The 24,459-nt window shown below is 42.5% G+C and carries 21 protein-coding genes and 1 pseudogene; all 22 read left to right on the top strand.

Features of this window, described 5'->3' with window-relative positions; genetic code table 11:
* Positions 1-21: 21 nt before the first annotated feature.
* Positions 22-639: a bifunctional 4-hydroxy-2-oxoglutarate aldolase/2-dehydro-3-deoxy-phosphogluconate aldolase gene (locus tag JOC94_RS20470; protein ID WP_205180272.1), complete on the top strand. Its 618-nt coding sequence runs from the start codon at positions 22-24 to the stop codon at positions 637-639.
* Positions 640-658: 19 nt separating this feature from the next.
* Positions 659-1,006, top strand: a complete 348-nt coding sequence (locus tag JOC94_RS20465) for a hypothetical protein (RefSeq protein WP_077111284.1) — start codon at positions 659-661, stop codon at positions 1,004-1,006.
* Positions 1,007-2,491: a sodium:solute symporter family protein gene (locus JOC94_RS20460; protein ID WP_077111286.1), complete on the top strand. Its 1,485-nt coding sequence runs from the start codon at positions 1,007-1,009 to the stop codon at positions 2,489-2,491. It abuts the gene before it with no gap.
* Between the two features lie 15 nt (positions 2,492-2,506).
* Positions 2,507-3,511: a Gfo/Idh/MocA family protein gene (locus JOC94_RS20455; RefSeq protein ID WP_205180270.1), complete on the top strand. Its 1,005-nt coding sequence runs from the start codon at positions 2,507-2,509 to the stop codon at positions 3,509-3,511.
* Positions 3,512-3,533: 22 nt separating this feature from the next.
* Positions 3,534-4,262, top strand: a complete 729-nt coding sequence (locus JOC94_RS20450; RefSeq protein ID WP_205180269.1) for an MBL fold metallo-hydrolase — start codon at positions 3,534-3,536, stop codon at positions 4,260-4,262.
* 21 nt (positions 4,263-4,283) lie between these two features.
* A complete protein-coding gene (locus tag JOC94_RS20445) occupies positions 4,284-5,462 on the top strand; it encodes a M20 family metallopeptidase (RefSeq protein WP_077111289.1) in 1,179 nt (392 codons plus the stop codon).
* A gap of 55 nt (positions 5,463-5,517) precedes the next feature.
* Positions 5,518-6,618 (top strand): aminotransferase class V-fold PLP-dependent enzyme, encoded by a 1,101-nt coding sequence (locus tag JOC94_RS20440; protein ID WP_205180268.1) that lies wholly within the window; start codon positions 5,518-5,520, stop codon positions 6,616-6,618.
* 319 nt (positions 6,619-6,937) lie between these two features.
* Positions 6,938-8,986: a catalase gene (locus JOC94_RS20435; protein ID WP_205180267.1), complete on the top strand. Its 2,049-nt coding sequence runs from the start codon at positions 6,938-6,940 to the stop codon at positions 8,984-8,986.
* Positions 8,987-9,777: 791 nt separating this feature from the next.
* Positions 9,778-10,113 (top strand): hypothetical protein, encoded by a 336-nt coding sequence (locus tag JOC94_RS20430; RefSeq protein WP_205180266.1) that lies wholly within the window; start codon positions 9,778-9,780, stop codon positions 10,111-10,113.
* Between the two features lie 11 nt (positions 10,114-10,124).
* Positions 10,125-12,014: a XylR N-terminal domain-containing protein gene (locus JOC94_RS20425; RefSeq protein ID WP_205180265.1), complete on the top strand. Its 1,890-nt coding sequence runs from the start codon at positions 10,125-10,127 to the stop codon at positions 12,012-12,014.
* Between the two features lie 32 nt (positions 12,015-12,046).
* Positions 12,047-12,529: a flavin reductase family protein gene (locus JOC94_RS20420; RefSeq protein ID WP_205180264.1), complete on the top strand. Its 483-nt coding sequence runs from the start codon at positions 12,047-12,049 to the stop codon at positions 12,527-12,529.
* A 47-nt stretch (positions 12,530-12,576) separates the two neighbouring features.
* Entirely contained in the window at positions 12,577-13,854 is a 1,278-nt protein-coding gene (locus tag JOC94_RS20415) for a Rieske 2Fe-2S domain-containing protein (protein WP_205180263.1), read from the top strand.
* Between the two features lie 161 nt (positions 13,855-14,015).
* Positions 14,016-15,040: pseudogene (locus JOC94_RS23600) on the top strand (dipeptidase).
* 263 nt (positions 15,041-15,303) lie between these two features.
* Positions 15,304-15,666, top strand: a complete 363-nt coding sequence (locus tag JOC94_RS20405) for a hypothetical protein (protein ID WP_205180261.1) — start codon at positions 15,304-15,306, stop codon at positions 15,664-15,666.
* A gap of 32 nt (positions 15,667-15,698) precedes the next feature.
* The gene (gene dctP, locus JOC94_RS20400) at positions 15,699-16,748 is read left to right on the top strand and encodes a TRAP transporter substrate-binding protein (protein ID WP_205180259.1); all 1,050 of its coding nucleotides are present in this window, start codon (positions 15,699-15,701) and stop codon (positions 16,746-16,748) included.
* A 21-nt stretch (positions 16,749-16,769) separates the two neighbouring features.
* Entirely contained in the window at positions 16,770-17,339 is a 570-nt protein-coding gene (locus JOC94_RS20395) for a TRAP transporter small permease (protein WP_205180257.1), read from the top strand.
* The gene (locus tag JOC94_RS20390) at positions 17,339-18,628 is read left to right on the top strand and encodes a TRAP transporter large permease (RefSeq protein WP_205180255.1); all 1,290 of its coding nucleotides are present in this window, start codon (positions 17,339-17,341) and stop codon (positions 18,626-18,628) included. Before JOC94_RS20395 ends, JOC94_RS20390 begins: the two co-directional genes overlap by 1 nt.
* Positions 18,629-18,766: 138 nt before the next feature.
* On the top strand, positions 18,767-20,164 hold the full coding sequence (locus JOC94_RS20385) for an amidase (protein ID WP_236017167.1): 1,398 nt from the start codon (positions 18,767-18,769) through the stop codon (positions 20,162-20,164).
* 13 nt (positions 20,165-20,177) lie between these two features.
* Positions 20,178-21,224, top strand: coding sequence for a TRAP transporter substrate-binding protein (locus tag JOC94_RS20380; protein WP_205180254.1), 1,047 nt, complete (start codon positions 20,178-20,180; stop codon positions 21,222-21,224).
* Positions 21,225-21,242: 18 nt separating this feature from the next.
* A complete protein-coding gene (locus JOC94_RS20375) occupies positions 21,243-22,343 on the top strand; it encodes an NAD/NADP octopine/nopaline dehydrogenase family protein (RefSeq protein ID WP_205180251.1) in 1,101 nt (366 codons plus the stop codon).
* Positions 22,330-23,337, top strand: coding sequence for a 3-hydroxybutyryl-CoA dehydrogenase (locus JOC94_RS20370; RefSeq protein WP_205180249.1), 1,008 nt, complete (start codon positions 22,330-22,332; stop codon positions 23,335-23,337). Before JOC94_RS20375 ends, JOC94_RS20370 begins: the two co-directional genes overlap by 14 nt.
* A gap of 103 nt (positions 23,338-23,440) precedes the next feature.
* On the top strand, positions 23,441-24,376 hold the full coding sequence (gene dctP / locus JOC94_RS20365) for a TRAP transporter substrate-binding protein DctP (protein WP_205180247.1): 936 nt from the start codon (positions 23,441-23,443) through the stop codon (positions 24,374-24,376).
* Positions 24,377-24,459: the final 83 nt, after the last annotated feature.

Here is a 24,459-nt window from a genome sequence, read left to right as displayed (position 1 = left end):
AGTGAAAGGATCGGTGATCAAATGTTAGCAAAAATAACAGCTTGCAAGATTGTCCCCATTTTAAGGGGGATGGAAATAGAAGATGCTTTATTTTTAGCGGGTTGTTTACAGGAAGCGGAGTTAAACATATTGGAAGTTTCACTAAACCGTCCGAATAGTTACATTGTATTAGAGAAATTGGCGAAGGAATTTGGGAAGGACATGGACATAGGTGCCGGGACCGTTTTAACGAAAAAAATGGCATGTGATGCAAGAGATTGTGGGGCCACCTTTTTTCTGGCTCCAAACGTATCAAAAGAAGTGGCCATGGCAGCGCGTGACATAGAGATCCCGTATATTCCCGGGGCATTGACGCCGACCGAAATTCAATATGCGAGTGAGTTGGGGGCAGAATTGATTAAAATTTTTCCTATTCGCCAATTAGGCGCTTCCTATATAAAAGATGTGCTGGCGTCGTTAAACAAGATTCAGTTACTGGCGGTTGGAGGTGTCGGACTTGAAAACGTGAAAGCGCTGTTTCAAGCGGGAGTAAAAGCTGTTGGCGTGGGCGGTAGTTTAGTAGAAGCCGAGTGGATTCAAAATAGAGAGAAAGAAAAAGTGTTAGAGCGATTGAAGGTATTTAAGCAAGAAGTCATATGAAATGAGGAGGGAATGATAGATGGATTTCGGAAGCGTTTTAATATTAGGTTCTGTTGTCGTGTTCGCCATTTTGCTGAGTGTCGGCCCGTACTTGGAATTAAAGGGAAAGATTTTATTTGAAAAGCAGGAAAAAGACCCGGTGTTAAAAGGGCGATTTGGCATGGGGCTAATGGTTGTCAGTTTCTTCATGTTTGTCATTGCCTTAATCTTAAGATCAGTGCTTGCCGGAAGTGTAGTGACTCCTTTTGTGATGATTGGTTATTTACTATGGATAGTCGGAGGGATTATAGCTGTCGCCCGCAACGAGTTGTTATCGTTTATGGTTTCTGAAGAGGAAAAGGAAGCGGTGAAGGGGGAGAATCGGTAAATGGATCATACGATCGCAAGCATCGATATCGTGATTATCATTTTATATGTATTGCTTACTTTATTAATCGGTTGGTGGGTTTCAAAAGGTATCTCTAGTTTTGAAGATTTTGCGGTAGCGGGGAGAACTTTTGGTCCCTTCATGTTGGCGGCCACTTTTGGTGCGACAAACTTTTCAACATGGAGTTTGGTTGGTAAGCCGGGGTTAGTTTATAATGCGGGTGTTTCTGTCAGTTGGATCGCGTTAAACGCCATGGCATGTGTACTGGCAGCTGTCGTTTTTGTGCCTATTTACAGAAAATTAAGATACAATACCATGTCGGAGATTTTTGAAGACCGTTATGATGGTCGCGTAAGAGGGTTAATAAGTGTCATTTGGATACTGGCTGATACGTTAAATCGGTATGGTGTGACGGTTTACGCTGCAGCGGTTATTTTAGGGTTGGTTTTCGGCATTCATATGAACTGGATGATATTAATCATTGCTTTAATTGTCGTGATCTATACGTATTTAGGTGGTTTGAGATCAGTCGTTATAACCGATTCCATTCAGTTTATCTTTATGTTTGCCGGCCTTTTTATCGGAGGCGCCTATATTTTTTCCCAATTAGGGGGATGGAACGGGGTCGTTCAATCTGTTCCTGGCCACTTAACGGAATGGGTTCCGTCAGCAGAGAATGCCAATGGCTGGCCTTGGATTATCGCGATGACTATTTTAGGTTTCCCTTATTTTATTACGAGCCAATTTGTGATGCAAAGAGGACTTGCCGCCAAATCAGTCAATGTGGCGAGATGGGGATTAATTTTCGCTGCGATTATTGCGATTCCAATCGCTATTTTAGAAATTTTACCGGGATTGGCGGCACACTCTATTTTATCCGAAGAATTAGTTGCCAGTCTTAACCCGGATATGGTTGGTCCGCAAGTGTATATTGAATTATTACCGGTTGGTTTATTGGGGATATTTTTTGCCGCGTTATTGTCTGCCGGCATATCAACCGCTGACTCGGCATTATGCGCATCTTCATCCTTATTCACAGAAGATTTTTATAAAAAGTGGAAACCAAAAGAAAGACCTTCACATTATTTAAAAGTGTCTCGGATCGCAACGATCATTTTAGCTATTATTGGCACGATATGGGCCATGATTGTGCCGTTTTTAGGCGGAGCGGTGGATGCCATTCTCAATGTGATAGCTGTAACCGACATGCCTATTTTTGTCATTGTTTGTTTAGCGATATTTTGGCGAAAAATGAAAGCGATGGCCGCGGTGATTTCTATTGTTGTAGGAGCTGGAAGCGGACTGCTTGTTTCTATACTGGGAGTAGGAGGGATACAAGGTCTCGCTGCCACTACAGCGACTAGTACATTCATGACGCTGATTACAGGTGTTGTGTTAAGTCTTATGATCAAACCCACGAACGAATATGAAGCAAAAGTACAACTGTTTTTTGAAAAGATGGGCAGTAAAGAAATAGAAGAATAAGCGGGAGTGATATGAGTGGTAAGGATTGCGGTGATCGGTACCGGAGCTTTCGGAGTTGAGCATATTCGTACGATACGTTCCATGAATGGAGTGGAATTATTCGGAATTTGTAATCGCAGTGAAGAGCGTTTAATGATTGTGGCGAAAGAATATGGGATTAGCAGTGAAAAAACGTATACGGATGTAACGAAGTTGTTACAAGAAAAAGCATTAGACGCGGTTGTTATCGCAACTGATGAACAGAGTCATGAACCGATCGCGCGCCAGGCTGTGGAATATGGAAAACATGTATTAATTGAAAAGCCGATTTCTACTCAAGTTGAAACAGCGGAACAGTTATTAAAGCTGGCTAAAACAAGTGATTCAATCATATTGCCGGGCCACATGCTTCGCTTTGATCCTGGTTATGCGGCCGTGAAAAATAAATTGGAAACCATTACAGGACCCATACATTCAGTCAGATTCAAACGCAATGTACCTTTTGAGCGGTTTTCATTACATGCTCGTACTCATCCGGTGTTTATGGCTCTTTCTCATGATATTGATCAATTAGTATGGTATACGAATTCAAAGCCAAAGCGATTTTTTGCCATGGAAAAAAAGATTGTGTCCGATATTGATATGCCAGGGATCTTTTTTGGCTTCATTGAAATGGAAGACGGCATGATTTGTTCCCTGGAAACACAGTGGTGCTTACCGAATGAATATGGACAATATCTCGATGTGGAATTAGAAATGATGTATGATGGCGGACATATTCGCTATCGTTTTCCGGGAGATACGCTATCTGTTATTGATCATGGGAAAATGATGAGACCAGATATCCAGCTCTCGCCATTCATACACGGTCATGTTTATGGAGCGCTGCGGAATGAGCTGGAGCATTTTGTGGAATTGATCAAGAATAAAAGCACACGTCAAGTAGTTCCGATGGAAGAAGCCGTTTTGGGCATTAAAATATGTGATGCATTGATTACGTCTGCAAAAGAACGGAGAGCAATTTCATGGGAAAATGTGTGAATTGTGTGGGAGGGACAGGAACATGCAATTAACAAAAAATGTATTTTTAGTTGGCAGTGGCGAAATCGGTTTATCTAATGAATATGACTGCCACGTTTACCTTGTAAATGGTGATAATGATGCCCTATTAATTGATGCAGGAGTAGGGATTGATTCCGAAAAAATTAAGGAAAATGTCCAGAAGTATGTTCCATGGGAAAAAGTTTCCCGGGTTATTTGTACACATTCGCACGCTGATCATAGCGGCGGGGCAACATTTTTTCAAAAAGAGGGGAAGGAGGTATGGTTGTCTGAGGAAGAATATAATTGGATGAATGATCAAAGGGATGAAGTGGAATGGGCACTGCGCCTTGCTAAAAACGCAGGGGGGTATCCCGAAGATTATGTTTTTACTTATTTTGAACCGGATCATGTCATGAATGAAACAGAAATGATTTCATGTGGGGCGTTGCGGCTTCAGCCCATTTATGTGCGCGGACATAGTCCGGGGATGTATTGTTTTTTGATGAAAACAGATGAAGGCAATGTGCTCTTTGCGAGTGATTTTGTTTTTATTCACGGAGATATTGGGTTATTAAATGCTCCGGGATCTGATCTTGCCAGTTATCGTGAAGATATTAAAAAGTTAAGTGGTTTACATGTGGATGCCTTATTTTCCGGCCATCGCTTGTTTCTTTTGCAAAATGGGCAAGCTCATATTCAAAAAGCAATAGAGCAATTAAATAAAGTGATTGTTCCCTCTACATTTTAAAAAATGAAGGGATGGAGAAAAATGGACTGGAAAGAAGAGGCATTTATTTTACTGGAACAATTGGTTCGGGTTCCTAGTGTCAATCCGGAAGACCATGGCGAAACGAGTGAATTATTTGGTGAAAAAGCGGTAGGCGATAAATTGCTAGCGTATATAAAAAAGTATTTGCCTGATTTTTTCTGTTGGCAAGAGGAAGTGTTGCCTAATCGTTTTAACTGTTACGCGTCTTACAAAGCAGGGGAAGATTGTCCGACAATCCTGCTGGAAACACATTTGGATACAGTAAGCATTCAGGGCATGTCAATTGATCCGTTTACATTAAAAAGCGAGGGTGGCAGATGGTATGGGCGCGGCGCATGTGATGCCAAGGGCCAAATCGCGGCAATGGTTCTCGGTATCAGAAAAGCCATGATGGAATGTGGTGGCCAACTGCCAATCAATATTTTGTTTGCCGCAGTAGTGGATGAGGAGCACAAACATCGCGGTGTCGATTTTTTGGTGAAAAATTCTATTCATGCTGATTTGGCGATAGTCGGAGAGCCAACAGAGCTTCAATTTGCGGCGTTTCATAAAGGGAGTATACGTTTTGAAGTCAATGCATTAGGGACAAGTGTCCATTCTGCTACTCCTTGGGAAGGTGTAAATGCGATTGAGATCATGGCCGATGTCATTCAGGTATTAAAAACGGCCGCAAAAGAAACAGTTGAATATAAGACACATCCTCTTTGTGGTAAAAGTTCAATCAGTGTCACCCTCATAGCGGGTGGAGAACAGGTGAATATAATTCCCGATACATGTTCCATTCATATAGATCGACGCCTTAACCCGCAAGAAGATTGGGAAGAAGCATTCAATGAAATCAAAAATATTGTAAAACAGCATGTTACGGATTCGGTGTGGGCCAAAATTAGGTGGAATGATCCATACTTAATTGATCCGCCTTTGACGAATAACCTTACAGATAAAGCGCTTGTAAGCTTGGCGGAAATCATGAAACAAGATAAACCAGAAGATGTTTCTTATGTCGGATTACCATTCGGATGTGATGCAAGTAAAATTCAGCCTGTTGGAATTCCAACTGTTGTATTCGGGCCGGGCAGTATTCAGCAAGCACATACCGCAGATGAATGGATAGATGAGAATTCACTGTTGCAAGCAATTGAAATATACGCGAAAATATTTCAACATCTAAAGCTGTAAAATAGAAATGTTGTTATTGAGTATAATTCCCGAATAAGAAAGAGAGTGGGAGAACATGAATAATGAAGCAATAGATCGCTTCCGGGAAGGCATTCCGATTGTAAATGAGAAGATTTATTTGGATCATGCGGCAATGTCCCCGCTTCATACTGATGTAGTTAACCGCATTCATGACTTTCATTTGGAAAGACAAAAAGATGGACCTGATTTTCCAAAATGGTGGAATCTGATAGAGGAAACGCGTTCATTAGTAGCCGAGTGGCTCCATGTACAATCAAGTGAAATAGCGTTTTTATGGAATACTTCTGCAGGAATCAACTTGGCAGCACAAGGATTTTTATTGTCTGAAGGAGATGAAGTCATTATACCAGACAAAGAATTTCCGTCGAATGTTTATCCTTGGCTTGCTTTACAACAAGAATGTGGGGTGAATGTGAAGACGGTTCCTTTTACTGATAACCGCCTGACAGTTGATCATATTATTGCATCTGTCACATCCAAAACAAAAGTGATTAGTGTAAGTTGGGTGAGTGCCACAAATGGTAATATGATAGACATTCAAAGGTTAGGAGATTTTTGCAAAGAAAATAATATTTTGTTTGTAGTAGATGCCATTCAAGGGTTTTGTAGCCGTGAGTTGGATTTGTCACAAATACACGTCGATGTGCTTGTGAGCGGGTTTTATAAATGGGCGATGGGACCCGATGGCGTTTCATTCGTCTATATAAATAAACTTACTATGAACAAGATGCGGATGCCCTGGGTTGGATGGGCTAGTATGGAAGCCCCATTTGAATATGAAAAGATTGATTTTCATTTAAGCAAGGATGCTCGGCGGTATGAAACAGGGAATATGAATTTTTCCGCCATTGCAGGAGTACACGAAACATTGAGTGTATTACTGCCCTGGAAACAATATATCAATGAGCGAGTACAAAAGTTGACGAAGCGCTTGCGCTCAGGTCTTAAAACAATTCCTCATGTAACGTTATTGTCTCCGGAAGACAGTATATCAGGCATTACTTTATTTCAAGGCGGAAACTTGGAGAATTTCGCTAAACATCATGTAATGGTCAATTATAGAAGCGGAATTAGAGTTTCGCCACATTTTTACAACACCGAAGAAGAAATTGATAGATTTTTAAATTATATGTAACGGTGGTTGGTACTATATGTAACATTCGTACTTAGAACAGGAAAATATCAAACAGTGGAGGGGGAAATCTCCGCTGTTTTTTATATGGAAAGAAAGTGTTAGATTGCATGCTAAAACTTTGTGACAAGTTCAAGAGGTGTTGATGCTTCATTTGCCAAACGCGAGCAGCCGTGATACTGCTTATAAGCTAGTTGAACAGCTTTTGGCATGGGCTAGCGCTTTTTCTTTCTGTATGAAATATCCTCCGAAATTCTCAGTTTTATCATCCGGTGTAAGGGTAGGGGATGAGTGGAGATCTTTTTTGGGGAGGTTATATAAAATGAGCAAAGACGATAAGCTGAACCACAATGAAAAAGACGAGCAATTAGAGCGGTATCGCTCTTATGACGAAGGTAAGAAATTGACGACAAACCAGGGCCTGAAAGTGTCAGAGGATGAGTTTTCACTGAAAGCGGGCAAACGGGGGCCCACTCTGATGGAGGACTTTCATTTTCGGGAAAAAATAACCCACTTCGATCATGAGCGGATCCCGGAGAGAGTGGTGCATGCGAGAGGATATGCGGCACACGGTGAGTTTGAAGTATATGAATCACTGAAAAAATATACAAAAGCTAGATTTTTACAAGAGCCCGGAAAGAAAACACCTGTATTTGTTAGATTTTCCACTGTGGCCGGGTCTCGTGGTTCGGGTGAACTGGCGAGGGATGTGCGCGGTTTTGCGACGAAATTTTATACGGAAGAAGGCAACTATGATTTGGTCGGCAACAATATACCGGTATTCTTCATTCAAGACGCCATCAAATTCCCTGACCTGATTCATGCGATCAAGCCTGAGCCGCACAATGAAATTCCGCAGGCGGCGACCGCCCATGATACTTTTTGGGACTTTGTGGCCAATAACCAGGAATCTGCCCATATGGTGATGTGGGCCATGTCCGACAGGGCGATACCGCGCAGCTTCCGCATGATGGAAGGGTTCGGTGTTCATACCTTCCGTTTTGTAAACGAGGAAGGCAAAGTTTTTTTTGTGAAATTTCATTGGAAGCCGAAGCTGGGTGTCCATTCAGTTGTATGGGACGAAGCGCAAAAATTGAATGGAAAGAACCCGGACTTTCATCGGCAGGATTTATATGAAGCAATTGAAAATGGGGACTACCCGGAATATGAGCTTGGTGTGCAGATCATAGATGAAAAAGACGAGTTTATGTTTGATTTTGATATTTTAGATCCGACTAAAATATGGCCGGAAGAAGATATCCCGGTTAAGATCGTTGGAAAAATGACGTTGAATCGGAATGTGGATAATGTTTTTGCCGAAACGGAACAAGTGGCCTTTCATCCGGGAAATGTGGTGCCGGGAATTGATTTTACAAATGATCCTCTTCTGCAAGGAAGATTGTTTTCTTATACAGATACCCAGCTCATTCGACTTGGCGGACCTAATTTTCATGAGTTGCCGATTAACCGGCCGATCTGCCCATTCCATAATAATCAAAGGGATGGATATGGGAGACAAACGATCAATGTCGGTCAGGTAAGCTACCATAAAAATGCCCTTGCGGGCAATACACCTTCAACGTCCAGCGAAGAAGAAGGAGGATATATTCACTATCAAGAAAAGGTTGAGGGCAGAAAAATCCAAGCGCGGAGTGACAGTTTCAAAGATCACTTTTCCCAGGCGATCATGTTTTGGAATAGCATGAGTGAGCCGGAAAAAGAGCATATTACAAATGCTTTTAGCTTTGAATTGGGTATGTGCAAGGAAAAGACGGTCCGTCAACAAGTAGTTGATATGTTGGCAAATATTGATCTTGGATTGGCGCAAGCTGTTGCCCGCAAAATCGGTGTCCATCCACCTGACAGCTTTCAAGGGCCGACAATCACAAAGTCCTCTCCCGCACTTAGTCAGGAAAATACAGTGAAACGACCGGATACCAGAAAAATGGCTGTCTTGGTTGGGGAAGGGTTTGACAAAAATCTTCCGATTATATTAGAAGCCCTGCAAAAAACCGGCATCCGTCCTTTGATCATTAGTGAAGCACAAGGAATGATTAAAGGTGGAGAAGGGATTGCTTTAGAAGTGGACCATACTTTTCTGACAAGTGATTCCGTGTTATTTGATTCAGTATATGTTGTCGGAGGGGCCAAAACTGGAAATTCCTTTTCACAATCCGCTTCTTATTTCATAAAGGAAGCTTATTCCCATTATAAACCTGTAGGAGCTTCATTTCATGGGAAGGAATTCATACTTGCACTGCAATTACCCAGCCACGAAGGGGTTGTTATCGGGGATGCCCCAAGTGAGTTTATAGAAGAGTTTACAAAGGCTGTTTCCGCACACCGTTTTTGGAAGAGGACCACCCATTAATCGCTACGAAATTTGCTTGATAAAGGGCTTGTTTTCTAACTTTGCTTTGAAGGATAGAGGACAGGCCTTTATTTATTCTTTTCCTAAAACTGTTTCAAGTGTGTCTATATTTTTTCATCATGCTGAAGTGATACTATGTCAAGAAAGTAGACACAAGTTTTCTACCGTGCTTTCGCTAGGTGGCCTTCATAAAAAAGTATAGAGGCGGCCATCGGCTATTTAAAGGATAAAAATGTAGAATTTTGTTCCGATGAAATTAAGTCAACCCTTGAAGGTGGACGCATGATTCTTTTTTGGGGGCCGAGTCGGGAGCTTTTACAGCTTGTTGAGCGGGTGAATAATTAGGTGTTTATTTATTAAAAATCTAGGAGAATACAGTTTGGGAGTCCGCTCATATCTTCGGATATTTCGGCTAAAAAGGCAAGGCCATAGGTTTGCAAAACTAAAATTAAGAAAGGATCCTTGCTTGTTTAATGAATCATTGTTACTTACGTAATTCGGCACAATAATACAGAAAATAGTTACTCTTTAGACTGAATCGTTCATTGTTTGTGGAAATCCCATGACATAAAATTGAGATAGTTAAGAAAAAACAATTTATGACAATCATTTTATATTTATTATTTAAAGGGTGAGAGAATGAAAAGTGGCCTTTATGCCGAGATGCAAAACCCGGAGCAGTATAGAGACCTACATGATCAATCGAGCATATGGACAATAGCAGAAACACAGACATGGTTACCTGAAGTTATTTCCAAGTAATTCAAATATTGGCGGAGAGGTTATCTTACATGAACATTAATAAGGTAAACATTGTTTCTGAATCCGAATTCGATCGGTATGAGCGACTGGTAAACTTACCCGATCTGGAATTCACCAGTTTATGCAGAAGAAAATATTCCATCAATCGCGGAGTGTTTAATGTCATTGACGATTGGTTTTTCAACTATGGGGTGACCGACATAACTGCCAGAAGGAAAACAATATTACAATTCTTGGCTTATGTTAATGAAAAGAAGAAGCCGGATCAAAGTGAGATGTATCTACAGTTTGGGAAAGGTGGAGTCAAAAGTCACCTTTATTATTTCACAGATAAGTGCTTAAATGAGAATCAAACTTATGAATAAGGGTGATATCTTTGGGAATTAAGGCACATGAACTCTCATTAAGCCACTTAATAACTACTGAAGAAAAATCTGGAATGAAACTAAAGGACTTGCAACTGACTTTTACAAGCACAGATGCCTGGGGGTTGCTCCGGAAGGATTTAACCAATGCCCTTGGCATTAGCAGGGCGAAGAGGTTTTTGCTCCGATATGGATGGAACTGCGGTGTTCATGAAGCAAGGATTCTAAAGGAAGCAATTGATTGGAAAGATGATATTGAATGGCTGATAGCCGGCTCAAAGGTGCACCACCTCACAGGGAGGGTCCTGTCATACCCTAAGAATTTTCAGGTGGATATGGAAAGGGGCCAATTTAATGTCTCCGGATACTGGATTGATTCTTATGAGGCGAACCAACATTTAACTTATTCAGGCAAGCACCATGAACCAGTCTGCTATTTTTTAATCGGTTATGCAAGCGGATACACAAGTGAATGCATGGGTAAAAAGGTGATCTTTAAAGAAATCAATTGCAAAGGAAAAGGAGATGACCATTGCAGCTATATCGGTAAGACAGTAGAGGAATGGGGAGAAGAGATTTCGGAGGAGCTCTTCTTTTTTGAAGATACTGATATGGCTAAAGAGCTGGACCAGATGTACAAAAGAATTGAACAGCAGAAAGAACGGCTCAAGATCGGATATACTCTTAGCCAGAAACTTACCCAAGATATGCTACTGGGGAAGGGGCTGCCGGGATTTGCGGAAACGATAGGGAAAAGCCTCCATTGCCCGGTCTTGATTGAGGGCAAGCACTTTGAAAAGCTGGCTGAACACGGAGAAATCCCGGGGATTCATAAATATATGAGTGTCACCAATATAAAAGAAAAATTAAAAGACCTGGCCGGCAATTCTTTTGTTGAATGGTCACACAAAGATAAAACGTTTAAATTATTAACCACCCCTATTTTAATAGAAAGTAAAATATTCGGTTATATAACGATCGTTATCGATGAGAGTGATGATTTTTACAAGGACTTGCTAGAAAGGGCAGCGATTATTTCAGCTCTCCATATGCAAAATGAAAGGGTTGCCATTGAAACAGAACAACGCTTAAAAGGCGAACTCTTGGAGCAGCTGCTTAATAATAAAGAAATTAACAGAAAGGAAATATATGACAGGTTTTCATACCTCGACTACAACCTTTCTACCGAACACTACGTCATGTATGTTGTCATCCAGGAAAAAGCCAGCGCAAAAGAGATTGATGATTATGAATATTTAAAAATAAGAAACAAAATCTCTGAATATATCTATCAAGAATTTTTATACGAAGATAATCAGCCATTATTATTGCCCAAATTAAATTGCATACAAGCAATTATTGCTAAAAATTCAATTGATAAGAGGTATAAATCCCCAAAACACTTTGGTGAACAGCTGATAAAAAAGTTGGGTTTGTCCAACGTGTATATTGGATTAAGCGACCAGACAAAGGACGTATCCGATTTTTACAAAAAGTTCCAGGAAGTGAAGCGGGCAGTGGAATTGGCCATTTGGAAGAAAACTGATAATAAAGTCGTCCTTGCTAATGAACTTGGACACTTGACACTCTTTCTGAGTGCAAGAGACCCGGAAGAATTGGAAGCCTTTGCAAGTGAAAACTTAAAAACTTTGATCGAGTACGATGAAAGAAGAAATGCAGAATTGTTACATACCCTTATGCAGTATTCCCAAAATGAGTTCAATCTTCATAAAACAGCAAGAGAAATGTGCATTTCCATCAGTGGAATGCGTTATAGGGTTCAAAAAATTGAAGAGTTGCTGGAAATAGACTTATCTGATTCCAACAGCAGATTTCAGGTACAGCTTTCCCTGCAGATATTGCTTTTGCTTGGCAATGTGGATGACTTAACAATTGCATAGCCAATAACAGAAAAAATGAGGAGGAATAGAATATGGATTCGCGAGAATTTAGAAACACATTGGGGCATTTTGCCACAGGTGTAACAGTCATTACAACAACAAACGAGGGGGGAAATATCGGTTTGACAGCGAATGCTTTCTCATCCCTCTCGCTGGACCCTCCATTGATCCTCGTTTGCATTGATAAACAAGCTAGAAGTATTGAAGCTTTTAAAAAGAACCGTCCATTTGTTGTCAATATTCTTCAACAGGGTCAGGAAGCAGATTGCTGGGGGTTTGCCAAAAGGGGGCAGGATAAATTTGCCGATGCCGATTACACATTATCTGAAGATGGAGTACCTGTTCTCCAAGGGAACTTGGCTACTCTCGAATGCAATGTAGACGAAATATTTGAAGGCGGCGACCATTATATCATTACCGGTAAGGTGAAGAAAGCCAATTATGACAAGGAAAAAAATCCTCTATTATTTTTCAGGGGAGAAATACGGAAAATGAAGGACTTGGCTGTAACCTGATCAATTGAAATCATATATCAAATTTATATATTAGGAGGCAAGACAAAATGCTATCAAAAGAAGATAATCAGCTTTTAACTCAAACAGACCCCGGTACCCCGATGGGGGATATGTTCCGGAGATATTGGATACCGGCTCTCCGATCTGAAGAACTAGCGAAGGACGGAAAACCGCAGCGTGTAAAATTGCTGGGGGAAGCGTTGGTGGCTTTTCGGGATACAGAGGGAAAGGTTGGACTCATTGATGAGCGCTGTCCACATCGGGGAACATCGTTATATTACGGAATCAATGCAGGCTGCGGAATTCGATGTATGTATCATGGCTGGAAGTTTGATACTGAGGGCAACTGTACGGAGATTCCATCCGAACCGACCGATGGCAAGTTCAGACAATCGATCAAATTGAAAAACTACCCGGTTAAAGAGGTCAGTGGAATCATTTGGACGTATATGGGGCCGGAAGAGCATATGCCTCCGTTTCCTGAATTCTATTGGATGGGATTGCCCGAAGAAAGCAAATTAATAGAACGTGTATGGCAAGAGTGTAACTATGCGCAAGCAATGGAAAATGACCTGGATTTTGTGCATGCCGCCTTCTTGCACAGGGCCCACCAGGAACAAAACGTCCAAGAAGGAATTTTAAGCAGTGACCTGGGGATCGACCCTGACCACCCGCTTGTGAAAAATCCGCCTGTAAAGCAGGCTGTTCAAGATACAAATTACGGAAAACGCTGTATAGCCGTTGGAATCGGATCTGAAGAAAAGAATGCCTTCATGGAAATTCATTACATTTTCCCGTTTTATACTTACCCACCTCGGTTTGGTGGAGAAGATGGAATGTGGCATGCCTTCATACCAAGGGATGACCATAGCACGTGGACTTGGGATGTCCAGTTTACCCATGAGGGAACGATAGATGTAGCAGCTCAGCATGCCAGAAGGGGCTTGGTTTTGGATGAAGACTACAAGAAAAAAATCAACATGGAAAATGAGTATGGCCAAGATCGTGAACTGCAAAAAACAGCCAACTTTACGGGAATTCGAGGGATTGCCAACCAGGACCATGCAGCTACAGAGACGATGGGCGCAATCGTTGACCGTTCACGCGAGCGCTTGGGAACAAGTGATATACCGATCATTCATATGAGAAGATTGCTCCTTACCCAAGCGAAAGCATTCAGGGATGGAAAAGATCCGATGAAGCTTGATAATAAGTCTTTAAAAACCTTATACAGTGACGGCTTATATGACGATAACAAGAAAACTTGGCAGGAAGCTTTTCCGATGAAAGAACAATTTGAAATTAGAAAGAAGGTAGAACAATAATAGGCTCTATAAATGGGAAAAAGTATGATGGGTATCGCTCTTTCAGTTATTTACAACCCGGTAAGGACTTTAGAGAGTATGAACTTTCGTACGAACTTGACCGGGTCCCCCATTTTACTTTGGATTTAAAGGAAGAGAAAGAAAGGCTTTTGAATGACATTATGGAAACGGAGCAGATTGTGTCGCTGCGGGATCATGGTTTCATCTCTCCGAAGAATGATAAAGATATTATTCCATACTGCAGTCAACTGCATACTCATTTCCATTATGAAGGTATTGCCCGGTCAGGCATTGATATCATCTTTGAGAACTTTATGGATGGAATTTCACTCATCACTTCAAATAATGGCTTGAAGTGGGATGATGTGATTTACTTACTCGGGATCAGATATGCGGATATACAAAAACAGAGGACAGTATGTATTGCAAACAATTTTCAAGATGTCAAGCAGGCGAAGGTGAATCGGCAAATAGCGCTCCTGCCGTCCCTGGAGGCGGCAAGCGCATTGGAAAATGAGGTTGACCGTGTCGATGTCCTGTACGGGCTTGGAATTCGCTGTATGGGAACTACATATAACCAAGCCAATACACTGGGGTCGGGGCTGGGAGAAAAGGATGACAGTGGATTAACCCATTTTGGCCAACAAGTCATTGAAAGAATGAATCAGTTGGGGATGATGATCGATATTTCACACTGTGGGGACCGGACAAGCATGGATGTGATTGAAGCCAGCACTCAGCCGGTGCTTATCACACATGCAGGAGCACGATGAAGCCCGATGAGGTATTAAAGGCTTGTGCTGGAAAAGGGGGACTGATTGGTGTCTGCGCAGCACCAAATACCACCTTGACAAGAAACCATTCAAACCATTCCATTGAATCAGTGATGGAGCACTTTGAATACCTAGTTGAGCTGGTCGGAATTGAACATGTCGGTTTCGGTCCGGACACTTTCTTCGGTGACCACTCAGCTATACAGCATGCCTTTGATGACCGGTTGGGGATTTCCGATTCACACAGCGGCGAGGAGTTTCATGAATCCCCCTATGTAGAAGGACTTGAAAATCCCGCTGAAGCCATGAAAAACATGATCGCATGGATGGTGAACCAAGGATACGATCGTACAGAAATCATCAAAGCAGCCGGCGGTAATGCCATGCGTGTTATGGAAGAAATTTTGCAGTAAATAATGAAAGACTATGGTAAAGCAGGTAACAAATCTGGTACCTGTTGTCAGGGTGCCGGCTAGGGAATCACAGTTAATTCCGTTGCATCTGAAATGAATCCACTGAAACTGAAAAAATGAAAGGAAGCCTTCATGTTGGAACAGCGGAGGAGGCCGAGAAGCTAGTAAGCTTTCTTGCTTCGAAAAAAGATTATATCACTGAAGCTAGTTTTGATATGAGCTGCGGAGTATGAGTGCGTTAATAATGAGAGGAGTATGTAAAAATGAGTGAAATTAAACATGGGGCACCTGAAATCCCCAATCCACTAAGAGTTTTTATGACATTCGAATCCACAGGGTGGTTTGATACATCAAAAGAGCAGAAGGAAAAAGAAATCCTTCCGGCGCTTAATCAAATATTGGAAAGCTGGAGAGACAACGGATCTGAGCTATTGGGTACCTTTGACAGGGATATTTTTACTGCCGGACATGCAGGTCCGAATAACTGGCATGCATGCTTCCTATTCAACATCCCTGATTTGCAAACGGTTACAAATATGACGCATTCCTTTCGAGAGGCAGGACTGGATCGTTATTTCCGACTGGAAGCCTCGATTGGACGACCATTTTTCTTAGTGGAAAAATAGTTTGCTGCACATATTAAAGAAGAGGTGGAAAAATGAAGAGATTGTTCGTTCTTATCCCATTGCTATTGGCAGCTGTCATTCTAAGTGCCTGCGGGGCAGACGGTTCCGAGAAATCAGCTACTAATAAAAGTAAAGGTGACGTAATCAAGTTAACCTATGCATTTTTTGCTCCAGCAGGGACATTTCCTGCAGTTCAGATGGAAGAGTGGAAAAAGCGGCTTGAAGAGAAGACAGATGGAAAAGTGGAAGTTGAGCTTTTTCCAGGTGGTACCTTATTGGAAGCGAACAATATGTATGATGGAGTAGCGAATGGGACGGCTGACATCGGGCTAACCTCTACATCCTATGAGCCGGGCAGGTTTCCCCTTCTGGCCATTTCTGATATGCCATCAGGCTATGCAAATGCCAAATCGACGAGTCATGTAGCAGCTGATCTGGTAGAGAAATACCCGCCGGAAGCACTGAAAGATTTTAAAATCATTACAACTTTTGCGACTGAACCTGCTTATATACAGAGCAAAAAGCCAATTTCTTCTATTAAAGAATTAAAGGGAAAACAACTGAGAATCGCTGGTGCACTTACACCGATCATGGAGGAGCTGGGAGCTGCACCAGTTGGGATGTCGCAGGCTGAAGTTCCTGAAGCATTACAAACAGGGGTTGTTGAGGGATACGTTTCATCAAGAGAAATCTTAAAAGATACGAAACTGGCAGAAATGGTCAGCTATGTTACTGATTATCCTTTGGCGCTTAACACCTTTATTGCTGTTATGAACAAAGATAAATGGGATTCTTTGCCTGAAGATGTTCAACAGGCAATTGATGAGTTAAATAGGGAGATGACGGAGTTTACCGGTGATTATTTAGACAATCATGTTCAAGAATCCATTACATGGAGCCAGGAAACCCACGACCTCGAAATTGTTAAATTGTCCGAAAGTGAGAAAAAGTCATGGGATGAGCGATTGAATCAAATGCAAGAAGAGTATGTTGAAAAGCTAGAGAAGGATGGGCAGCCTGCAAAGGAATACCTTGAGGATATGAGATCTTTAATTGAAAAATACAACGAGCAATTCAAGTAATGGAATATAGGAGGTTCGAACATGGCAGAACAGTCCATCCAATTAGACACTGAAAACCCGAAAATTACGGCGCATAAAGATTCGACTGATGCTCCACCAAGCACAGGTAAACCAAATATCTTCTTTAGAATAATAGATTCTTTTAATCAGGGACTGGCTTTTTTAGCCGGTCTATCTCTCATTTGCATGATGCTATTGATCGTCTTTAATTCTATCAAGCGATTATTCTCTGATCCCATTGCCGGGACTGTTGAACTGGTCAGCTGGCTTGGAGCCTTGACCGCCGTCTTTTCACTTGGATATGCACAGTTGCACAAAGGCCATGTGTTCATTGACCTGTTCATTGTGAAATTTTCTTCGGGACTGCAAAAGCTGACACACTCAATGGTAAATGTAATTAGCATCTTGTTCTTTGCCATGGCTGGCTGGCAAATTACCTTGTATGGAATGGGTTTGAAACAGAGCGGTGTCGTATCAGAAACAATGCAGGTTGCTTTTTATCCGTTGGTCATTTTATGTTCCATCGGTTTTTTCAGCCTGGTGCTAACCTTAATAAAAGAAACCATTGAAGTGTGGAGGGAGGCAAGATAATGGATCCAATTCTTTTGGCTGTATTAGGGATCTGCGTTCTTTTCGTGTTGATGTTCTTGAGAATGCCGTTAAGCTTTTCTATGTTCATTGTGGGTTTTGTAGGTTTGCTGTTAGCAGCATCTCCAAAAGCCGCTTACAATGTGTTAAGTGCAGACTTATGGAATCAATTTTCCAGTTACTCTTTAAGTGTAATCCCTCTTTACATATTAATGGGGGAAGTGGTCTTTCGAACAGGCATTGCTGAAAGGCTGTTTGAATCTGCATATAAGTGGGTTGGACATTATCACGGAGGAATGGCAAGCACGACTATTTTGGCGAGTGCCGGTTTTGCCTCAATCTGTGGTTCCAACTCAGCAACAGCAGCAACGATGGGGACGATGTCCCTTCCTGAACTAAATAAATACGGGTACAACAAAGCCCTCAGCACTGGAAGCATTGCAACAGGAGGTACTCTGGGGATTATCATTCCTCCAAGTACTGTATTAATCGTTTTGGCGCTTCAGATGGAGCAATCGATTAAAGATCTTTTTATCGCAAGTATTGTTCCAGGGATCTTTCTCACTATTCTCCTTATATTAACCGTTGTCTTTCTATGTAAAAGAAATCCGGATTTTGGTCCGGCCGGAGAGCGATTCAGCATGGGAGAGAAAGTGAAGTCTCTTAAGGATGTCATCCCGATCGCCCTTTTGTTCATCTTTGTCATCGGCGGGTTGTACAAAGGATTTTTCACACCGACAGAATCAGGGGCATTCGGAGCCTTTGGAGCAATTATACTGTCGTTGGCTATGGGTAAGCTGAACTGGAAAAATTTCCAAATTGCCATTGCGGGAGCACTCCGCTCATCAGCGATGGTCATGATGTTAGTAGTTGGAGCCATGGTATTTGGTAGATTCTTAACGATCACGAGGCTGCCCTATGAAGTATCTGAGTGGGTGACCAACCTTCCTGTCCCGCCGATTTTCGTGTTGATCTCGATTTTGATCATTTACATCGTTGGCGGATCGATTATGGATGCACTTGGATTTTTAATGATTTCAATCCCAGTGTTTTATCCGACCGTTTTGGCACTGGGATATGATCCTATCTGGTTTGCTGTCCTCCTATGTGTTGTGACCAGTATGGGAGCCATTACTCCGCCTGTTGGAGTGAATGTATTCGTCGTGCAGGGGCTTACTCCCAAAACACCTGTAACGACCATTTTTAAAGGGACAGCTTATTTTTTGGTCACATATGTAATTTTCATTGGCTTGCTGTTGCTGTTCCCAAAAATCGTTCTATTTTTAGTCTAAAACAATTGGAAACATTTAAGAATGGGGTGTGTGTGTTGTCGTTGGCAGAATACATAAGTGAGTTATTGGGTGTCAACAAAGAAGCCTTATTATTAACAGATCCCGCTTTTTCTTTTTCACTAGAGGGGACAGAGGAGAATGAAAATGAGTGAGCTCTTGTTTGACACTATTGATAACACAAGCAGGCGTATTGCGGATAAAGAACTGTCGCCGGTGGAATTGACGAAACTGACCATTGAGCGTATCCGGCAGGTGGAACCTGCTCTCAACGCTTTCATCACAGTATCGGACGAACAAGCCCTTGAACAAGCAAAAGTATTAGAGACGGAAGCACAGAAAGGATATATTCGGAGTCCTTTGCACGGAGTACCAATTGCTGTAAAAGATATGGTGCAGACGAAAGACATTCTAACCACTGGGGGTTCAAAGATTTTTGGGGACTGGGTGCCTGATGAGGATGCCGCTGTGGTTCGACTTTTAAAAGAAGCAGGTGCCGTCATTATAGGCAAAGCGAACTTGCATGAATTTGCCATGGGGGTCACAACGGAAAACCCTCATTATGGGAGAACAAGGAATCCTTGGAATGGGAAATATATCCCGGGGGGTTCCAGCGGAGGGTCGGCGGTTGCTACTGCGGCAGGCATGGCTTTTGGCGCAATAGGAACTGACACGGCGGGGTCTATACGACTGCCAGCAGCCATGTGTGGAACGGCAGGAATCAAACCCACCTATGATCTAGTCAGCCGGGAAGGGGGCCTTCCTTTTAGCTGGTCACTTGACCATGTAGGACCAATGACCAGAACCATTAAAGACTCGGCCATTATGCTTGAGGCGATGATTGGACTTAATGGGCAGAAATCTACTTTTAATGAACGGGATAATCTAAAAGGTATCAAGCTAGGTTTCTACGAACCTTATATGTATTCAGGTATTGACTCGGATGTGAAAAATGTCATCGAAAAAGCTTTTCAACAATTGGAATCATTGGGAGCCGAAATCATTCCCATTGAGTTACCATTTATCGATAGTGCCCTTGAAGGATTGAAAACGATTGCTCAATCCGAGGTCGTCGCCTATCATGAACCCCTGTTAAAGAAACACGGAGATCTATATGGAGATGATCTAAAGTATCGTTTTCAGTATGGACGGGATATATCGGCAACTTCTTATATTAATGCACAAAGGGTTAGAAAAAAGTTCATTCAATCAACTCTCACTCAAATGAAGGGTATAGACGCTCTCATTGGGCCGACGAATGTACAGCCTCCATTTGAGATTGGAACGATGGTTCCGGAGCAAGCCATAAGCAATATGTTTGTACTTGGAAAAACTCCGTTAGCTAATGTTTTGGGTTTTCCGGCGTTGTCTGTTGCGTGTGGATTTACGAAAGATCATTTCCCTGTAGGACTTCAAATGATAGGAAAACCTTTTTCTGATCATCACATAATGGAAATCGCCGATTGTTATGAGCGCTCGGAATCATGGACGGCAGCTTTAAAAGAGAATAAGAGTTACCTAGAGTTAAATCACTCATAATGGGGAGAATGTGATGAGGTTCATAAAGAAAAAGAAATTCCTTACTCTTTTCTTATGTTGTTTCATGGTATTTCTGATGGCTGCCTGCGGCACCAAAGAAACAGCGGGAGATAAATCCGGAGGCAAAGAAAGCATAACCCTGTCTTATGCTTTCTTTGCACCTGACAATACATTTCCTGCGATTCAAATGAAAAAATGGGCGGAAGAATTGGAGTCAAGAACTGATGGGCAAGTCAAAATAGAAATGTTTTTCGGCGGAACACTTCTTGAGGCCAGCAACATGTTTGACGGGGTTGCCAACGGCACCGCTGATATAGGGCTTACCGCGACAACTTATGAACCCAAACGTTTTCCATTATTAGAAATATCAGACTTACCTTCCGGTTATCCCAACTCGGAAGTCGCAAGTCAAGTGGTACATGATTTGATGAAGGAGTATCCACCTGAAGCCTTGAAAGATTTTAAAATCATAACAGCCTTTGCCACAGAGCCGTCCTACATCCAAAGCAAAGAGGCCATATCCAGTTTAAAAGATTTATCGGGAAAACAACTGCGAATATCCGGCGGTTTGACCCCAGTCATGGAAAAGCTGGGAGCGGCACCGGTAGGAATGTCACAGAATGAAGCCTCCGAAGCGTTACAGACAGGTGTTATTGAAGGGAATATTTCTTCCAGAGAGGTACTAAAAGACTTGAAACTTGCTGAATCCGTCAAACATGTCACTGACTATCCGTTGACGATTACTTCATTTGTTGCAGTTATGAACAAGGATAAGTGGGATGCCTTGCCAGAGGATGTGCAGGAGGTCATTGAGGAACTAAGCAGTGAAATGAGTGAATTCACCGGAAAGTATTTGGATGAGCATGTCCAAGAGGCGATGCAATGGAGTGAAGAAGAGGAAGGACTAAGCGTAGTTTCGCTGTCTGATGAAGAGAAGTGGAATGAGCTATTGAAGACCACGCAGAAAGAAGCTGTTGAAAAGGCAGAGGCAAAAGGCTTGCCGGCAAAAGAGTACCAGAAAAGGCTGTACGAACTGATTGAGGAATACAAAGGAAAATAAAAATAGGGGGAAATTCACATGGAGATCGCAGTACTTGGAGGCGGAAACGGCTGCTATGCGGCAGCGGTTGATTTAACAGAACAGGGTCACCGGGTCAGGCTGTGGAGAAGAAATCAGGAATTGTTCAAGGGTGTATTGGACAAACAGACCATTAATGTGAAAGATCGAAAAGGAACGCGGGAGGTACCGCTCTATAAAGCGACTAGTGATTTAAAAGAAGCAGTGCAAGATGCGAAGTTGATTGTCATTCCACTACCTGCGACGACACAGGTTCCCTTGGCAAAGCAGCTGGCTCCCATACTCGAGGATGACCAGGTGATATTTCTTCCGCCAGGTACCTTTGGAAGCTATCTGATGTCAAAAGCATTAGCAGAAGAAGGATGCCAAGCAAGCGTTGCTTTTGCGGAAACAGGAACACTTCCTTATCTTGCCAGAAAATATGACGAGGAGACTGTTTCCATTTCAGGACGTGCAACGAAGCTCCCGACAGGTGTCTTTCCTTCCAATCAGTCAGAGCGGGCTTTTCACATATTAAAACAGGCATATCCATCGGTTGAGCCTATACAGGATGCGCTGGATGGAGCCTTAATGAATGCAGGTCCGATTATCCACCCTCCACTTATTATTATGAACGCAGGTCCCATCGAACACTTCGATAGATGGGATATCCATGATGAAGGGACTCAGCCATCAGTCAGGAATGTCCATAAAGCCCTTGATGCAGAGAGGATTAAAATTAGAGAAGCACTCGGGTATACAGCTCCGCACTTTCCTTTGGATGACCACTACAATCTGGACGGCGACGAATGGATGTATGGGAACGGCGCTCATGAAGAGTTGGTCGATGGAGCAGATTGGTATGAACCGCTTGATTTGAAGACGCACCGGTATTTGAGGGAAGACATTGCCTGCGGTTTAGCCTTTCTTGTCTCCCTCGGTGAATGGCTGAATATACCGGTTCCGACAGCTGCTGGATTGCTTTCAATAGCAAGCAGCATAGTTGAAGAAGATTTAAGGAAAACAGGGCGGACGATGGAAAATATCGGCCTGTCGTCTAAAACCAGAGAAGAGCTGAAGGTGTTGCTGCAGAAAGGGTTAGTTCAATATGAAGTCAATTAGGGGCTGCATCCTGATTGCTGGGGCAGGGAGAATGGGCAGGGGAATCGCTTTAACATTTGCCTATCAAGGCTTTCAAGTCATGTTGATTGATTTTAAGCGAAGGACTGAACAGGAGTTTGAGCAATATGTCATCACAGCAAAGCAGGAGATGAGGGGGCAATTGTCCATTTTGTCTCAAAGCGGCATATTACCTGAGGAAACCATTGGACTGGTTTTGGACCGGATACACATTCGCACCAAGGAAGAAGGAGATTGCCAATGGGAACAAGCTGATATTGTGTTTGAAGCGGTACCGGAAATAGCGGAGGCGAAAAGAGAGGCTTTTAAATGTATCTGTCTTAAAGTTCCTAGTGAGGTGCCGATTGCATCTACATCGTCAGCTTATTCTGCAAACGAACTGGCAGAAATGGTCACGCAGAAAGAGAGGTTCTTAAATACTCACTGGCTGAACCCTGCCTATCTTATTCCTTTGGTGGAAGTAAGCCCGGGAACAGCGACGAACGAAAAGGTTCTTCGGCATGTTTTCCAATTGCTTGAACGAATTGGGAAAGTTCCAGTCAAATGTGCACCCTCTCCGGGGTATATCGTACCAAGGGTTCAGGCGCTTGCCATGAACGAAGCTGCCAGACTGGTCGAAGATGGAGTGGCTTCTCCAGAAGACATTGACAAAGCTGTCCGAGTCGGATTCGGCCTGCGATTTGCCGTTCTGGGTCTGTTGGAGTTCATTGACTGGGGCGGGGCAGACACACTTTACCATGCAAGTAACCATCTGCAACGGTCATTGGGAACAGACAGGTTCACTCCTGCTCAGATCATTCAAGAAAAAATAGAGCAGGGGGAAATCGGATTAAAGACCGGAAGAGGGTTTTATTCCTTCGATGAAAAAGGGATGGATCAATATCAACTGGAAACCATTAAAAAGTTCATTCATTTATTGGAACATTTGGGTTTAATACGGAAGCCGGCTGTTGAGCCATTAGTGACTAAGGACTAACATATCTGTTCAGCTCTACTTGAGGGCTGAACGTTTTTAATAAGACTCCTTTACACGATAGAATCCCTGCTTCAAATAAAACTTTGCGCAAAAAGGTGGTTATATGAAAAAACTACTCGTTGGTCTTTTATTGTTGTGCATGATTTTTATCAGCGCTTGCGGCAATAAAGAGGTGACCGGGGCATCTGGTGAACAAAAATCAGAGTCTGTCACTTTTACAGCTGTCAGTTTTCTTCCGAAAAATGATCCTCTGGCCATTACTTTAAATGAATGGATCGAAGAAGTTGAAACAGTGACAGAAGGAAGGGTCAGGATTGATTGGAAGGGCGGGGCCAATATCATCCCGGTAAACCTTCAGTTTGAAGCATTGAAGTCAGAAATTGTCGATGTGCTTTTTACATATACGGGTCAATATCATTCACAGGCGCCGGCTGTTTCTGCTTTACCGCTCTCACAGCTGTCACCTTCGGAGGAAAGGGAAAATGGATTGTACGATGAAATGGTCAGGGAGCATCAATCACTTGGAGTCCAGTATATTGGCAGGTGGCTCTCAGGCTCACCGCGTATTTGGCTGAATGAACCGATTGAGGAGTTAAAGGAGTTAGAGGGCATGCAAATTCGCTCTGCCCCCAACTATCGACGTTTTTTTAACAACATAGGGATCTCTTCCGTCATGATTGCTCCGACAGAAGTTTATACTTCTCTACAAACTGGAGTGGTGAAAGGTTTTGTATACGGTGGGCTTGTAGGACCCCGGAGAAATGGGTGGACAGATGCTTCAAAATATGTACTGGATCATCCGTTCTGGAATCAGAACTGCACCATTTTAATGAATGATAATAAATGGAATGAAATATCACCGGAAGATCAGCAGGCCATCATTCATGCAACGGCCGCTTATGAAAAGAAAATGGTTGAACATTACTTGGAAGAAGATGAAGTTGAGAAGGAAGAATTACTCAAAGCAGGAATTGAGTTTATTCCACTGTCTGCAGAGGATGGAAAAAAGTTCACCAACCAGGCTTACCAGACTGTCTAACAAATAAAACCAAAAAAAGGTATAATATAGGTAACTTATAAGCAGAGGAGATTCTTTAGAATGGGCAATGTTCACGGTTTTTC

The sequence above is a fragment of the Siminovitchia thermophila genome, assembly GCF_016909185.1.
Taxonomy (GTDB): Bacteria; Bacillota; Bacilli; order Bacillales; family Bacillaceae_C; genus Siminovitchia; species Siminovitchia thermophila.
This window is presented reverse-complemented; position numbering and strand designations above follow the sequence as displayed.